The organism is Streptomyces sp. NPDC038200 (assembly GCF_055600785.1).
This window is the reverse complement of the sequence record NZ_JBVJYH010000001.1, coordinates 513,559-529,457: the sequence shown is the minus strand read 5'-3', so window position 1 is coordinate 529,457 and position 15,899 is coordinate 513,559. Positions and strand designations below refer to the sequence as shown.

Below are 15,899 nucleotides of genomic sequence, written 5' to 3'. Positions count from 1 at the left end.
AGCCGTCATGAACGCCACCCCCGCCCCCGACGGCCGCTCCGGCGCACCCGACGACCAGGGAGGCTCCGGGGCCCCGTTCCCCGCCGTACCACGCACCGAGTCGGTGCCCCAGCAGAAGAAGCGGGAGCCGGATCCCACCCGAAGGACGACGCCCGGCGCCGATTCGCTGGAGGACCCCGACGCCCGCACAGCGGCCCAGGCCGCCGCCGTCGAGAACCTCCTGCGGTGCTGGGCCCGCGAGACCGGCCTCGCCGCACCCACGACCGGCAGCCTCCGCATCCTGCTGCCGGCCAGTGCCACCGCCCTCATCGCGCCGGTCCGCTACTGGTCCCCGACCGGCTGGCACCGCTTCGGCCCACCGCGCCTCGCCCACGCCCCCGATACCGCCCCACCCGTCGACGCCGTCACCCTCGCGGCACTGCTCGTCAGGGAGCCAACCGTCCCACCGGTCAGCGACGCCCACCGCTCGGGGCCGGTCGCCGATGCGGACGGCGAGCCGGGGGACAGCAGGGGGATGGATGACGGTGGCGGCCTCGCGGGCGGCCGACGGCTGGATGACGGGGATGGCTCCGCGGGCGGCCAGGGGCTGGATGACGGTGATGGGTTCGGGGACGGTCAGGGGCTGGACGGAGGCGGTGGGGACAGCCGGGGGGTGAGTGACGGCGGTGGGCTGATGGGGAGCCGACCGTGGGGTGACGACGGTGGGCCGGGGGCGAGCCGGGGGCCGGACGACCGTGGTGGACCGGGGGACAGCAGCGGGCCCGGTGACGGTGGCGTACCGGGCAACCGCGTGCGGCTCCCTGATCCCCGTGCCATCGGTGACCTCCGCGGCCCAGGCCGCCCCGACAGGGGCGCCGGCCCCGGTCCCGACAACGGCCCCGGCACCCGTCCCGGTCCCGACGACGGTGCCACGACCCCCGCCCCCGGCGACGGCGCCGATCTCGTGGCCAGGGTCGCCGACTCCGTCCGCCGAACCGAGGTCTTCCTCCGCCACCGGCGCGAACACCCCGCCGACGTCCCGGACCACTTCCTCAGCGCCGAACAGGCCCTCCTCCTGGGGCATCCGCTGCACCCGACCCCGAAGAGCCGGGAAGGCCTGACCGAGGCCGAAGCCGACCGGTACTCACCTGAGCTGCGCGGCTCCTTCCCCCTGCACTGGCTGGCCGTCGCCCCCTCTCTTCTCGCCACCGACTCGGCCTGGACCGAGCGCGGCCGTCCCGTTCCCGCCGGCCACCTCATCCGACGTCTCGCCGGAACCGCGCTGCCGCTGCCCGACGGTTACACGGCTCTGCCGCTGCACCCTTGGCAAGCCCGCGAGGTGCGCCACCGCCCATCCGTCGCTGCGCTGCTCGACGCCGGACTCCTCCACGACCTCGGTCCCGCAGGCCCGCCCTGGCACCCCACCTCCTCCGTACGAACCGTCCACCGATCCGGTGCCCCCGCGATGCTCAAGCTGTCGCTGGCCCTGCGCATCACCAACTCCCGTCGCGAGAACCTGCGCAAGGAACTCCACCGCGGAGTCGAGGTGCACCGGCTGCTGCGCACCGGCCTCGCCGCGCAATGGCATGCGGTGCACCCCGGCTTCGACATCGTCCGCGACCCGGCCTGGCTCGCCGTCGACGGCCCGGACGGCCGGCCCCTGCCGGGACTCGACGTGATGATCCGGCACAACCCGTTCGCCCCGGCCGACGACGTCGGCTGCGTCGCCGGCCTCGTCTCGCCCCGCCCGCTCGATCCGCCGCGAGTCGACGCGTCGCCGTCCGGGGTCCCCTGCCCGATGCGGTCCCGCCTGGCCCAACTCGTCGCACGGCTCGCCGCCCGCACCGGACGGCCGGTCGGCACCGTCGCCGCGGAGTGGTTCCTGCGCTACCTGGAGCACGTCGTGCGGCCCGTCCTCTGGCTGGACGGCGAGGCCGGCATCGCCCTCGAAGCCCACCAGCAGAACACGCTGCTCCTGCTGGACCGCGACGGCTGGCCCGCCGGTGGCCGGTACCGCGACAACCAGGGGTACTACTTCCGCGAGTCCCGGCGAGCCGAACTCGACGCCCGGCTGCCCGGCATCGGCGAGCACAGCGACACCTTCGTCCCGGACGACGTGACCGACGAACGCTTCGCCTACTACCTCGCCGTCAACAACGTGCTCGGCCTGATCGGGGCCTTCGGCTCCCAGCGCCTCGCCGACGAGCGACTGCTCCTCGCGGCTTTCCGTCGATTCCTCACCGACCTCGCCTCGGGCCCGGCCTCGTTGCGCACCTCCCTGCCCGGCCGCCTGCTCGACTCACCCGTCCTGCGCTGCAAGGCCAACCTGCTGACCCGGCTGCACGGCCTCGACGAACTCGTCGGCCCGGTCGACACCCAGTCCGTCTACGTCACCATCGCCAACCCCCTTCATTACTGAGCCAAGTACTCCGCGCGTCACCTGAGCGGACCGGCATCCCCGGCCGGCCGCATCCCCTTCCCCCGACACCGAGGAACACGACCCACCTCGTCTCCTGAGAGGAGCGCACCATGCCTCCCACCCACGGGAGCGCCGGCCCCGGCCCCGCCCCTGCCCAGCCGGACAGCCCTGGCCCCCGCGCGGACTCCACGGGTCCCCGGAACTCACCGTTCGGCCGCTTCGCCGTCCAGGACGACGACCCGGACGGCGAGGACACGCTGAGCTTCTGCCTGCCCACCGAGTTCGTGGCCCTCCGCGCCGGCGTGACGGCCGGCCTCCTCGGTCGGATCGCCACGTGGGGCCCCGTCGCGACCCCCGTCGGCTCTTTCCGGCTGGAGCCCGTACGCATCGATCAGGACCTGCCGCTCGTCCACCGCTGGATGAACGACCCCGCCGTGGCGGAGTTCTGGGATCTGGCCGGGCCCCGGAACCGGACCGAGGACCATCTGCGGGCCCAGCTTCACGGCGACGGGCGCAGCGTGCCGTGTCTCGGCGTACTCGACGGCACCCCGATGAGCTATTGGGAGATCTACCGCGCCGACCTGGATCCACTGGCCCGCCGCTACCCGGCCCGTCCGCACGACACCGGGATCCACCTGCTCGTCGGTGACGCCTCCGACCGGGGGCGGGGGCGGGGATCCACCCTCCTGCGAGCCGTGGCCGACCTGATCCTGGAGCGGCGTCCCGCCTGTGTCCGTGTCGTGGCGGAACCCGATCTTCGCAACACCCCCTCCGTCGCCGCGTTCCTGAGCGCCGGCTTCCGGTGCGCGGCCGAGATCGACCTGCCCGGCAAGCGGGCCGCCCTCATGATCCGGGACCGGGTCCGACGCGATGTGTCGTAGCGCCCCGTGATCGGGCGCTCACCGTGAGATACGAACGGCGGACCCGGATCGTTCCCGCGGACCGGCAGCCCCGGCCGACGACCTTCGCCGTCCCACCCCGCCCAGCCCACCCCTTCAGGAGCCCCGGCCGTGATCCCGCCCCCTCCCCCCGCCGTGACCCCCCGTTTGTCAGTGCAGGGCCGTAGGGTGGTCGGGCTATGACGAAGCCCTCACTCCCCGAACTCCTGCATGCCGCCGTCTCGGCTGTCGGCGGCACGGAGCGCCCCGGCCAGGTGACCATGGCCGAAGCGGTCGCCGAGGCGATCGACGACGGATCCCACCTGCTGGTCCAGGCCGGCACCGGCACCGGAAAGTCGCTCGGCTACCTCGTGCCCGCGCTCGCGCACGGGGAACGGGTGGTCGTCGCCACGGCGACGCTCGCCCTGCAGCGCCAGCTCGTGGAGCGCGACCTGCCGCGCACGGTCGACTCCCTGCACCCGCTGCTGCGCCGCCGCCCGGAGTTCGCGATGCTCAAGGGCCGGTCGAACTACCTGTGCCTGCACCGCCTGCACGAGGGGATGCCGCAGGACGAGGAGGAGGGGCTCTTCGACCAGTTCGAGGCCGCGGCGCCCACGAGCAAGCTGGGCCAGGACCTGCTGCGGCTGCGGGACTGGGCGGACGAGACCGAGAACGGCGACCGGGACGATCTCACCCCGGGCGTCTCGGACCGCGCCTGGGCGCAGGTCTCGGTGTCGTCGCGAGAGTGCCTGGGCGCGTCGAAGTGTGCGTACGGCGCCGAATGCTTCGCGGAGATGGCCCGCGAGCGCGCCAAGCTCGCCGAGGTCGTCGTCACGAACCACGCCCTGCTGGCCATCGACGCCATCGAGGGCGCTCCGGTGCTGCCGCAGCACGAGGTGCTGATCGTCGACGAGGCCCACGAACTCGTCTCCCGGGTGACCGGCGTCGCCACCGGCGAACTCACCCCCGGCCAGGTCAACCGCGCCGTGCGCCGTGCCGCCAAGCTCGTCGACGAGAAGGCCGCCGACCAGCTCCAGACCGCCGCCGAGGGCTTCGAGCGGCTCATGGAACTCGCGCTGCCGGGCCGTCTGGAGGAGATCCCCGAGGACCTCGCCTACGCCCTGATGGCGTTGCGGGACTCCGCCCGTACGGTGATCTCCGCGATCGGCGCCACGCGGGACAAGTCGGTCCAGGACGAGGACGCGGTGCGCAAGCAGGCCCTGGCTTCGGTGGAGTCGGTGCACGACGTGGCCGAGCGGGTCCTGAACGGCTCGGAGTGGGACGTCGTCTGGTACGAGCGGCACGACCGTTTCGGCGCGTCCCTCCGGGTCGCCCCCATGTCGGTCTCCGGCCTGCTCCGGGAGAAGCTCTTCGCCGACCGGTCCGTCGTCCTCACCTCGGCGACCCTCAAGCTGGGCGGCGACTTCAACGGCGTCGGCGCCTCCCTGGGGCTCGGCCCGGAGGGCACGGAGGGCGAGGACCTGCCGCAGTGGAAGGGCGTCGACGTCGGTTCGCCCTTCGACTACCGCAAGCAGGGCATCCTGTACGTCGCCAAGCATCTGTCGCGCCCGGCACGGGACGGTGACCGTGCCGACATGCTGGACGAGCTGACCGAGCTGATCCAGGCAGCCGGCGGGCGCACCCTCGGCCTGTTCTCGTCCATGCGGGCCGCCCAGCTCGCCGCGGAGGAGCTGCGCTCCCGGATCCCCGAGTTCCCGATCCTGCTCCAGGGCGAGGAGACGCTCGGCGAACTGATCAAGAACTTCGCGGCCGACCCGAAGACCTGTCTCTTCGGCACGCTGTCGCTGTGGCAGGGCGTCGACGTCCCCGGCCCCAGCTGTCAGCTGGTCGTCATGGACAAGATCCCGTTCCCGCGTCCCGACGACCCGCTGATGAGTGCGCGGCAGAAGGCGGTGGAGGACAACGGCGGCAACGGCTTCATGGCGGTGGCCGCCACCCACGCGGCGCTGCTCATGGCGCAGGGTGCCGGCCGCCTCGTCCGGGCCTCCGGTGACCGGGGCGTCGTGGCCGTGCTGGATCAGCGGCTGGCCACCGCGCGGTACGGCGGCTACATCAAGGCCTCACTGCCGGACTTCTGGTTCACCACGGACCGCAACCAGGTCCGCAAGTCGCTCGCGGCGATCGACGCGGCGGCGCAGCAGGCCGAGGAGAAGTGAGCGCGGGGTGGCCCGACCGGCTGGTCGGGCCACCCCGGAGGACGGCCGCCATGCGACCGTCTCGGACATGCGCGGGGCCCCGGAACCGGCGCAGGGGTTCCGGGGCCCGGTCAGGGGAGCGAGCCGACCGGCCCGCCCGCCGCGGCGGTCACACGCGCCGCAGCACCGCGACGACCTTGCCCAGGATGGTGGCGTCGTCGCCGGGGATCGGCTCGTAGGCCGCGTTGTGCGGGAGCAGCCATACGTGGCCGTCCTCGCGCTTGAAGCGCTTGACGGTGGCTTCGCCGTCGAGCATGGCGGCCACGATGTCGCCGTTCTCGGCGACCGGCTGGCGGCGCACGGTGACCCAGTCGCCGTCGCAGATCGCGGCCTCGATCATGGAGTCGCCGACGACCTTGAGGACGAAGAGTTCGCCGTCACCCACGAGCTGGCGGGGGAGGGGGAAGACGTCCTCGACGGACTCCTCCGCGAGGATGGGGCCACCGGCGGCGATGCGGCCGACCAGCGGGACGTACGACGCGGCGGGCTTGCCCGCGGTGTCCGTGGGCTGCACCGTGACGGCCTGGTCGGAGCCGCGCACTTCGTACGCGCGCGGGCGGTGCGGGTCGCGGCGCAGGAAGCCCTTGCGCTCCAGTGCCATCAGCTGATGGGCGACGGACGACGTGCTGGAGAGGCCGACGGCCTGGCCGATCTCCCGCATCGACGGCGGGTAGCCTCGCCGCTGGACGGAGTCCCTGATGACCTCGATCACCCGGCGCTGCCGGTCGGTGAGCCCCGAGCTGTCCGCCCGGATGCCTGGAGGTCGGCCAGGCAGGGAGCGCTTGTGCCCCTCGGGATTCGTGGCTTCGTTCATCGCGTGTACCGGCTCGACTCGGCCCTGGGAGCGGTCCTGGGCGGTGATGGTGGCACTGTCTGCGGTGGTGGTCACGTCGGCCCCTCTCGATGGTCTCCCTGCTGCACAACGGTAGTTGCTTTCGAAAGGTTGCGCCAAACACACGTTCGAGTGAAAAAGTGCGTTTCGCCTGACGCGATCAGGTGTCTGGGTGTATGGCTAACGCGACACTCGGAGGGCAAAAGCGCCCATTGTTGTACTCTTCACCGCCGGGGTTGTCCGCCTTGTGAGCAGCGACCCCAGTCTGCCATCCGGAATCGCGCAGTCCGGGACCCGGGGTCCCTTCTGCGCGGGAGTGCCACGCGTCCTCCCTGTGGCGCCCACGGTATCCCCGCAAGCGCCGTCGCGGCACGGCTCGGCGCCCGCGTGTCCGCGCCGGCCGTCGCGGGCGGCCGGGAAGGCCGCTCCCGCGCGACACGCGTATCCGCCTCGATGTATGAGCCAATCCCCACATCTAGTGGTTGGATGGCTACGGCAGCCCACAAGTTGTGGTCCCCCGGGTCCGAGAAGGCTCCGCGATCGCCTATGCTTAGGGCTGCTTCGCGGGGCTCCCGGGTCCGGCGAGGCTGACGAGTCTGCTGTGAGGAGGGTTGGAGAACCATGCACTGCCCCTTCTGCAGGCACCCCGACAGCCGCGTGGTCGACAGTCGTACGACCGACGACGGCACGTCCATCCGCCGGCGCCGCCAGTGCCCCGACTGCTCCCGTCGTTTCACGACCGTGGAGACGTGCTCGCTCATGGTGGTCAAGCGGTCCGGCGTCACCGAGCCGTTCAGCCGTACCAAGGTCATCAACGGCGTGCGCAAGGCGTGCCAGGGGCGGCCTGTCACCGAGGACGCTCTCGCCCAGCTCGGCCAGCGGGTCGAAGAGGCGGTGCGCGCGACCGGAAGTGCCGAGCTGACCACCCACGACGTGGGGCTGGCCATACTCGGCCCGTTGCAGGAGCTCGACCTCGTCGCCTATCTGCGGTTCGCCTCCGTCTACCGGGCGTTCGACACGCTCGAGGACTTCGAGGCCGCCATCGCGGAGCTGAGGGAGGCGACGCGGGACCCCGCCGCGGACGAGGAAGACGCGGGAGCGGGGAGCCAGGAAGACGGCCGCGGGCCCGGCGGGACCACTCAGGTCCCCGTGCCCGCCGGCGCCGCCGACTGACCGGCGCGCCGGAAACCGGGAGGAGACCCGGATTCCGGCCCGGAAGGCGGCGAACCAAGACCTGTTGCGGGCGGTATTCCAGGGTGCCCGCAGCGCAAGACAGAACCACGTGCCCACGGGAACAACGGGGCATTTCAGGGCGTTTTTGCCCGTACAGGGAGGCGGCATGACAGAGACGGCGAGCGGTCCGGCACGAGGTTCCCGCGCCAAGAGCGGCAAGGCGGGGAACAAGGGACTGCACATCGAGCGCATCCACACCACCCCCGGCGTACACCCGTACGACGAGGTGAGCTGGGAGCGCCGTGACGTCGTCATGACCAACTGGCGCGACGGCTCGGTCAACTTCGAGCAGCGTGGCGTCGAGTTCCCCGACTTCTGGTCGGTGAACGCGGTCAACATCGTCACCAGCAAGTACTTCCGCGGTGCCGTCGGCACCCCGCAGCGCGAGGTCAGCCTCAGGCAGCTGATCGACCGCATCGTGAAGACGTACCGGAAGGCCGGTGAGGACTACAAGTACTTCGCCTCGCCCGCCGACGCCGAGATCTTCGAGCACGAGCTGGCGTACGCCCTCCTGCACCAGATCTTCAGCTTCAACAGCCCCGTCTGGTTCAACGTCGGCACCCCGCAGCCCCAGCAGGTCTCCGCCTGCTTCATCCTGTCCGTCGACGACTCCATGGAGTCGATCCTCGACTGGTACAAGGAAGAGGGCATGATCTTCAAGGGCGGCTCCGGCGCCGGCCTGAACCTCTCCCGCATCCGCTCCTCCAAGGAGCTGCTCTCCTCCGGCGGCAACGCCTCCGGCCCGGTCTCGTTCATGCGCGGCGCCGACGCCTCCGCCGGCACCATCAAGTCCGGTGGTGCCACCCGCCGTGCCGCCAAGATGGTCGTGCTCGACGTCGACCACCCCGACATCGAGGACTTCATCGAGACCAAGGTCAAGGAGGAGGAGAAGATCCGCGTCCTGCGCGACGCGGGCTTCGACATGGACCTGGGCGGCGACGACATCACGTCCGTCCAGTACCAGAACGCCAACAACTCGGTCCGCGTGAACGACGAGTTCATGAAGGCGGTCGAGGAGAGCGGCAAGTTCGGCCTGCGCGCCCGTATGACCGGTGAGGTGATCGAGGAGGTCGAGGCGAAGGCCCTCTTCCGCAAGATCGCCGAGGCCGCCTGGGCCTGCGCCGACCCGGGCATCCAGTACGACGACACCATCAACAACTGGCACACCTGCCCCGAGTCCGGCCGGATCACCGCGTCGAACCCGTGCAGCGAGTACATGCACCTGGACAACACGTCCTGCAACCTGGCCTCGCTGAACCTGATGAAGTTCCTGAAGGACGACGGCAAGGGCAACCAGTCCTTCGAGACCGAGCGTTTCCAGAAGGTCGTCGAGCTGATCATCACCGCGATGGACATCTCGATCTGCTTCGCGGACTTCCCGACCCAGAAGATCGGCGAGAACACGCGCGCGTTCCGCCAGCTCGGCATCGGTTACGCCAACCTCGGCGCCCTGCTGATGGCCACCGGTCACGCCTACGACTCCGACGGCGGTCGCGCCCTGGCCGGCGCCATCACCTCCCTGATGACGGGCACGGCCTACCGCCGCTCCAGCGAGCTGGCCGCGGTCGTCGGCACCTACGACGGCTACGCCCGCAACGCCGACGCCCACAAGCGCGTCATGCAGCAGCACGCCGACGCCAACGGCAAGGCCGTCCGCATGGACGACCTCGACACCCCCGTCTGGGCCGCCGCCACGGAGGCCTGGCAGGACGTCGTGCGCCTCGGTGAGAAGAACGGTTTCCGCAACTCCCAGGCGTCCGTGCTCGCGCCGACCGGCACCATCGGTCTCGCGATGTCCTGCGACACCACCGGTGTCGAGCCCGACCTGGCTCTGGTGAAGTTCAAGAAGCTGGTCGGCGGCGGCTCGATGCAGATCGTCAACGGCACCGTCCCGCAGGCCCTGCGCCGCCTGGGCTACCAGGAGGAGCAGATCGAGGCGATCGTCGCCCACATCGCCGAGAACGGCAACGTGATCGACGCCCCCGGCCTCAAGCACGAGCACTACGAGGTGTTCGACTGCGCCATGGGCGAGCGCGCCATCTCCCCGATGGGCCACGTCCGCATGATGGCCGCGATCCAGCCGTGGATCTCCGGTGCCATCTCCAAGACGGTCAACATGCCGGAGACGGCGACCGTCGAGGAGGTCGAGGAGATCTACTTCGAGGCCTGGAAGCTGGGCGTCAAGGCGCTCGCCATCTACCGGGACAACTGCAAGGTCGGCCAGCCGCTCTCCGCCAAGACCAAGGAGAAGGAGAAGGCGGAGGTCACGGAGAAGACCGAGGCGGCCATCCGCGAGACGGTCGAGAAGGTCATCGAGTACCGCCCGGTCCGCAAGCGTCTGCCGAAGGGCCGCCCGGGGATCACCACGTCCTTCACGGTCGGTGGCGCCGAGGGCTACATGACCGCCAACTCCTACCCGGACGACGGTCTCGGCGAGGTCTTCCTGAAGATGTCCAAGCAGGGCTCGACTCTCGCGGGCATGATGGACGCCTTCTCCATCGCGGTCTCCGTCGGCCTCCAGTACGGCGTGCCGCTGGAGACGTACGTCTCGAAGTTCACCAACATGCGCTTCGAGCCGGCCGGCATGACGGACGACCCGGACGTGCGGATGGCCCAGTCGATCGTCGACTACATCTTCCGCCGCCTGGCGCTGGACTTCCTGCCCTTCGAGACCCGCTCCGCGCTCGGCATCCACTCCGCCGAGGAGCGCCAGCGGCACCTGGAGACCGGCTCCTACGAGCCGGCCGACGACGAGGTCGACGTCGAGGGCCTGGCCCAGTCGGCCCCGCGCGCCCAGGAGCTGAAGGCGGTCGCCACGCCGAAGGCCGAGTCCGAGGCGGCCAAGCCCGCCCCGAAGCAGGCCCACACCAGCGCCGAGCTCGTGGAGATGCAGCTGGGCATCCAGGCCGACGCCCCGCTGTGCTTCTCCTGCGGCACGAAGATGCAGCGGGCCGGTTCCTGCTACATCTGCGAGGGCTGCGGCTCGACCAGCGGCTGCAGCTGATGACACGCCGTTCGTGAAGTAAGGGGCGCCGGCCAGGGTCGGCGCCCCTTACCCGTGTTCGGTCGGAACGAGGGACTCAGGGCCGGTGCGCCCTGCCGATGACCCGGGTGAAGGTCGCCGGATCCTCGTCGAAGCCGTGGACACCGGGACGGAAGGTCCACTCGCCGGAGTCGTCCCGCACGAACTCGGCGATCGCGGCGGCCGTCGCCCCGAGGACCGACCCGAAGTCGTCCTCGGCGAGCACGGTGTAGCCCTCGCGGACGCGTACGGCCGGATTGAGCACGTCGGCGAAGGTTCTGTGGTCGGAACGCTGTTGGATGACCACACCCACCACCACGCGCGCGTAGCGGCTGTCGAGGCGGTCCAGCTCGACCGTCATGACCTCGTCCCAGCCGAACCCCTTGCCGTCCGTGCTGTCGCGGTTGAGCAGGATCGTGCCGTCCGGCGAGCGGCTGTCGAAGTGCACCAGATAGGCCGGAGCCCCGTACGCGTCACCCGACACGAACGTCGCGGCGACGATGTCGAGATCGGTCGGCGGCCGACCAGCCGGACTGGGGTCCCACTTGAGCGCGACCTCGACCTTGCGGATTCCCTTGCTGACGCCGGTCACCAGGCTGTCCCTTCCCCCTGTGGCTCTCGTCCCCAACTCCCCATCGGCCGGGGTACCTTGTCCATCGTGCCACGCGCGAGGGGGCGTATGTGCGGGCGATCTCCACCGGAGACCGACCGACGCCACGCCCGGTGGCCTTACGATGGCGCGGTGCTGGTCAAGTGGATTCGCTGCGCCGTGGTGGACCGCCGGGGCTTCGAGCGGGGGCAGCGAAAATGGGCGGGGCTTCTGGGAGAGCCGGGATTTCGGGGGCAGGGCGGGGGCTGGAGCCGGCAGCGGCCGGGAGTGGCGCACCTCTTCGCCTTCTGGGAGAGCCGCGCCTTCTACGACTCCTTCATGGCCCGCTCCCATGACCGCCTGGCCGCCGCCCAGTCCGGCACCTTCAAGGATGCCCAGGCCAAGCTGTTCGAGTACCGCTTCGACGTGAAGACGGGCTTCGAGCCGCGCTTCACCGACGCCGACCTGATCCGCGTGGCCCTGTGTCGCATCCATGAGGAGCGCGTCGAGCACTTCACGCTCATGCAGGAGAAGGTCTGGAACCCGGCGATGGCCGGCTCGCCCGGCATGATCCGCGGAATGTTCGCCGAAGCGCCCGAGCAGGAATTCCTCATCCTGTCGATGTGGCGGTCGGCGGCCGAGCACGGCAAGTACCGCACCGAGCGTGTCGAACGTCTCGCCCTGCGCGCCCAGACCGAGGCGGACGTCGCGGCTCTCTCCGGTGACATCGTGGACATGGAGCCGTCCTGGACGGTCTGAGCAGCATTGGTTTGATGAGCAAACGCACTCCCGGGGGGTCGCCGAACGGCCTGTCCGTGAGCGGCTCCGGGCGCGGTTCTGATGTGACATACGCTGTATGGGACCCTTGTGAGTGCTCGATCACCCGTCGTTCGATCTAGGGTTTTGGCATGGCACGACCACGGCGCATCGTCCTTGTCCGGCACGGCGAGTCAACCGGGAACATTGACGACTCCGTGTACGAGCGCGAACCCGACCACGCCCTCGCGCTGACCGAGCGCGGCCGGCGGCAGGCCGAGGAGACCGGAAAACGGCTCCGCGAGCTGTTCGGCCGGGAACGCGTGAGCGTGTACGTCTCCCCGTACCGCCGCACCCACGAGACGCTCGGCGCCTTCCGCCTGGACCCCGACCTCATACGCGTCCGGGAGGAGCCCCGCCTGCGCGAGCAGGACTGGGGGAACTGGCAGGACCGTGACGATGTGCGCCTGCAGAAGGCCTACCGCGACGCGTACGGGCACTTCTTCTTCCGGTTCCCGCAGGGCGAGTCCGGCGCGGACGTGTACGACCGGGTCGGCGGCTTCCTGGAGAGCCTGTTCCGCAGCTTCGAGGCGCCCGACCACCCCCCGAACGTCCTCCTGGTGACCCACGGGCTGGCGATGCGGCTGTTCTGCATGCGCTGGTTCCACTGGACGGTCGCGGAATTCGAGTCCCTCGCCAATCCCGGGAACGCCGAGATGCGGATGCTCGTTCTCGGGGAGGACGGCAGGTACGCACTCGACCGGCCTTTCGCACGCTGGCGTGAGCCGGTCTCGTACTGGGTGAACGGATAGAGTGGCAGAGCGATGACCGCTGACTCCTCTTCCCCCGGGCGCCTGGAGCGCGCCCTGTCGAGCCTGCGCGGACTGGCCGTGGGGGACGCTCTGGGCTCCCAGTTCTTCGTCCCCGCGAACTATCCGCTGCTCAAGCGCCGCGAGCTGCCCCCAGGTCCTTGGCAGTGGACCGACGACACCGAGATGGCGTGCTCCGTGGTCGCCGTCCTCGCCGCCCACCACCGCGTCGACCAGGACGCGCTCGCCCGCTCCTTCGCCGAGCACCACGACTTCGACCGGGGCTACGGCCCCGCGGTCAACCGGCTCCTGCGCCTGGTCAGAGAGGGCGAGGACTGGCGCCGGCTGGCCGCCGGGCTCTTCAACGGACAGGGCTCCTGGGGCAACGGCGCGGCGATGCGGATCGCGCCCCTGGGCGCCTGGTACGCGGACGACCCCGAGCAGGCGACCCACCAGGCGGAGATCTCCGCCTATCCCACGCACCAGCACCGGGAGGCCGTGGTCGGGGCCATGGCGGTGGCCGCGGCGGCGGCACTGGCCGGCACCCCCGGCGGACCGCCCGCCCCCGAGGCCCTCCTCGACGGCGTCATCGCCCTCGTGCCGAAGAGCGCGGTCGGGCAGGGCCTCCGCCGTGCCCGGGACATGCTGGACTACGGCGACGCGGCCACCGTCGCGGCCGTACTGGGCTGCGGACGCCGTACGACCGCCCACGACACGGTCCCGTTCGCGCTCTGGTCGGCCGCGCGTGCCCTCGGTGACTACGCATCGGCGTTCTGGACCACCGCCCAGGTGGGCGGGGACGTCGACACGACCTGCGCGATCGTGGGCGGTGTGCTGGCCGCCGGTAAGGCGGGGACACCGCCCGCCGAGTGGGTCCAGCGCACCGAGGCGGTGCCGGACTGGGTGCCCACGGGCACCTGACGCCTCCGCCACCGGGCTGTCGACGGGCACCTGACGGCTTTCGCCACCGGGCTGTCGGCCGCCGTGCCGGTTTCCGGACCGTTCGCCTTGTGTCGGTCTCCGGGCTGCTCGTCCGGTGCCGGTACCCGGGCTGTTCGCCTTGTGTCGGCGTCCGGGGCGCCTGCCCGGTGCCGGCTTCCGGGTTACTCACCGTGTGTCCGAGCGGCTGGAAACTCTCCGTGTCGGCTCGGAACTCTCCGTGATGGCCGTGCGTTCATCGGGTGTCTGCCGCGCTTCGTGCCCGTGATCGCGGGGGCCTGCACAGCGGTGATGACGGTGACGGAGGGGGGCGAGATGGCGTTCGCCACGCGGCAGCCGCGGCAGCCGCGGCAGCCGCGGCAGCCGCGGCAGCCGCGGCAGCCGCGGCAGTTGGTGCTGGTGCCCGTGCCGCTGTCGCGGCCGGGATCGGAGCAGGCGCCGCCCACGTCCCTCGTGCCGCCTCCGACCGTGTCGGGTGCGCTGGTGGCCGTGGTGCGGCCGACCGGACCGCCGAGTGCGCCGTGTGTCCCCCGGCAGCGGTCCGGCCGGCTGCGGCTTCGCGCGGCGCGGCCTGGTTCAGCCCATGTGCGCCCCCGTCGTGCCCGCCAGGGAGTCGAGGTCGCCCTTGCGGACCTTCAGCACCAGCCAGGCGGTCAGGAAGGCGAGCCCGGCCATCGCGGCTGCCGGGATGAAGGCGGTGGAGATGCCGTGGGCGAGTACGTCGTTCCCCCAGGGCGCCGGCAACTGGTGCGTCTTGGCGAACTGTGCCTGCTGCTCCGGCGTCGCGTCGGCGAGGAACTTGGGCAGCTGCTTCTTCGCCTCGTCCGTGCTGGCCGAACCGAAGACGGTCGTCAGGATGGACAGCCCGAGCGAACCTCCGACCTGCTGCATCGCGTTGAGCAGACCGGAAGCCGCGCCCGCCTCGTGCTGGGCGACACCGGACACGGCCGTGACGGTGGCCGTCACGAAGTTCAGGCCCATGCCGAAGCCGAACACCAGCATGGGGCCCAGAACGCCGCCCACGTAGGTGCTGTCGGGCCGGATGAAGGTCTGCCAGACCAGCCCGACCAGCACGAGTGCGGAACCGGTCATCATGAACGGCTTGGGTCCGAGCGCCGGCAGGAAGCGCTGGGACAGACCCGCGCCCACCGCGATCGCGACCGTCACGGGAAGGAAGGCGACACCGGCTTTGATGGCGCTGTAGCCGAGCACGTTCTGCACGAACAGCACGATGTAGAAGAACATGCCGAACATCGCCGCGGCGAGGCTCAGCATGATCACGTACGTGCCCCAGCGGTTCCGGTCCGTGAACATCCGGAGCGGGGTGATCGGTTCCTTCGCCCGCATCTCGGTGAAGACGAAGGCGAACAGCAGCACCACGGCCGCCCCGAAGGATCCGAGGGTGAGGCCGTCACGCCAGCCGTCCTCCGCCGCGCGGATGAACCCGTACACCAGCGAGGCCATGCCGACCGTGGAGGTCAGCGCACCGGTGAGGTCGAAACGCCCGGGATGCCGCTGGGACTCGTTGATGTACAGCGGTGCGAGCGAGGCGATCAGCACACCGATGGGCACGTTGACGAACAGCACCCAACGCCAGTCGAGCCAGTCGGTGAGCATGCCGCCCGCGAGCAGGCCGATGGCACCACCGCCCGCGGAGACAGCGGCGAACACGCCGAAGGCGCGGTTCCGTTCCGGCCCCTCGGGGAAGGTCGTCGTTATCAGCGCCAGCGAGGTGGGCGACGCGATCGCGCCACCCACGCCCTGCAGGGCCCGCGCCGCCAGCAGTTGCCAGGGCTCCTGGGCCAGGCCGCCCAGCAGCGAGGCGAAGGTGAACAGCAGGATGCCGGCCATGAACACCCGGCGGCGGCCGAGGACGTCACCGGCCCGCGCACCGAGCAGCAGCAGACCACCGAAGGTGAGCGTGTACGCGCTGACCACCCACGTCAGATCGGTGGTGCTGAACTTGAGAGCGTCTTGAATGTGCGGGAGCGCGATGTTCACAATCGTCGCGTCGAGTACCACCATGAGTTGGCAGGCCGCGATGACGGTGAGTGCGATGCCGGGATGCCCCTCCCGGCGGGCCACGCCCGGTTTCTGATCGTCCTTGAGCAGCTGAGAGGTCGTCACTATGGGTCCCCCATACAGACATTAGTGAACGCTCGCGTTCACTGTCGCGCCCACGGTAGTGAGTCCCCGACAGTGAACGCAAGCGTTCACTTAATCGTGT

Annotated in this window: 11 protein-coding genes; 8 read left to right on the top strand and 3 right to left on the bottom strand. The window is 70.8% G+C overall.

Translation table 11 applies throughout. The features are described 5' to 3' along the window. The first annotated feature begins 7 nt into the window (after positions 1–7). The 3 genes from ACZ7KF_RS02195 to ACZ7KF_RS02185 all read left to right on the top strand — a co-directional run bounded on the left by ACZ7KF_RS02195 (position 8) and on the right by ACZ7KF_RS02185 (position 5,453). Positions 8–2,398: an IucA/IucC family protein gene (locus tag ACZ7KF_RS02195; RefSeq protein ID WP_471068494.1), complete on the top strand. Its 2,391-nt coding sequence runs from the start codon at positions 8–10 to the stop codon at positions 2,396–2,398. Between the two features lie 110 nt (positions 2,399–2,508). Next, positions 2,509–3,279 (top strand): GNAT family N-acetyltransferase, encoded by a 771-nt coding sequence (locus ACZ7KF_RS02190; RefSeq protein ID WP_471068491.1) that lies wholly within the window; start codon positions 2,509–2,511, stop codon positions 3,277–3,279. 197 nt (positions 3,280–3,476) lie between these two features. Then, positions 3,477–5,453, top strand: coding sequence for an ATP-dependent DNA helicase (locus ACZ7KF_RS02185; protein ID WP_471068489.1), 1,977 nt, complete (start codon positions 3,477–3,479; stop codon positions 5,451–5,453). Between the two features lie 148 nt (positions 5,454–5,601). Here ACZ7KF_RS02185 and lexA read toward each other — a convergent pair whose 3' ends face one another. Next, a complete protein-coding gene (gene lexA, locus ACZ7KF_RS02180; protein WP_030750750.1) occupies positions 5,602–6,381 on the bottom strand; it encodes a transcriptional repressor LexA in 780 nt (259 codons plus the stop codon). 564 nt (positions 6,382–6,945) lie between these two features. Here lexA and nrdR point away from each other — a divergent pair. Together nrdR and ACZ7KF_RS02170 are read left to right on the top strand one after the other, a co-directional pair. Beyond that, complete coding sequence (gene nrdR, locus ACZ7KF_RS02175) at positions 6,946–7,497, top strand: transcriptional regulator NrdR (RefSeq protein ID WP_225826690.1); 552 nt, start codon at positions 6,946–6,948, stop codon at positions 7,495–7,497. 166 nt (positions 7,498–7,663) lie between these two features. Beyond that, positions 7,664–10,561 (top strand): vitamin B12-dependent ribonucleotide reductase, encoded by a 2,898-nt coding sequence (locus ACZ7KF_RS02170; RefSeq protein ID WP_471068486.1) that lies wholly within the window; start codon positions 7,664–7,666, stop codon positions 10,559–10,561. Between the two features lie 76 nt (positions 10,562–10,637). Here the strand turns inward: ACZ7KF_RS02170 and ACZ7KF_RS02165 are convergent, their stop codons facing one another. Next, the gene (locus ACZ7KF_RS02165; protein WP_471068483.1) at positions 10,638–11,171 is read right to left on the bottom strand and encodes a TerD family protein; all 534 of its coding nucleotides are present in this window, start codon (positions 11,169–11,171) and stop codon (positions 10,638–10,640) included. Positions 11,172–11,321: 150 nt separating this feature from the next. Here ACZ7KF_RS02165 and ACZ7KF_RS02160 point away from each other — a divergent pair, with 150 nt between their 5' ends. The 3 genes from ACZ7KF_RS02160 (at position 11,322) to ACZ7KF_RS02150 (ending at position 13,654) form a co-directional block, all read left to right on the top strand. Then, on the top strand, positions 11,322–11,927 hold the full coding sequence (locus tag ACZ7KF_RS02160) for a YdbC family protein (RefSeq protein WP_471068480.1): 606 nt from the start codon (positions 11,322–11,324) through the stop codon (positions 11,925–11,927). A gap of 149 nt (positions 11,928–12,076) precedes the next feature. Beyond that, the gene (locus tag ACZ7KF_RS02155) at positions 12,077–12,736 is read left to right on the top strand and encodes a histidine phosphatase family protein (RefSeq protein WP_471068478.1); all 660 of its coding nucleotides are present in this window, start codon (positions 12,077–12,079) and stop codon (positions 12,734–12,736) included. A 12-nt stretch (positions 12,737–12,748) separates the two neighbouring features. Further along, positions 12,749–13,654: an ADP-ribosylglycohydrolase family protein gene (locus ACZ7KF_RS02150; RefSeq protein ID WP_471068476.1), complete on the top strand. Its 906-nt coding sequence runs from the start codon at positions 12,749–12,751 to the stop codon at positions 13,652–13,654. Between the two features lie 594 nt (positions 13,655–14,248). Here the strand turns inward: ACZ7KF_RS02150 and ACZ7KF_RS02145 are convergent. Further along, positions 14,249–15,799 (bottom strand): MFS transporter, encoded by a 1,551-nt coding sequence (locus ACZ7KF_RS02145; protein WP_471068474.1) that lies wholly within the window; start codon positions 15,797–15,799, stop codon positions 14,249–14,251. Positions 15,800–15,899: the final 100 nt, after the last annotated feature.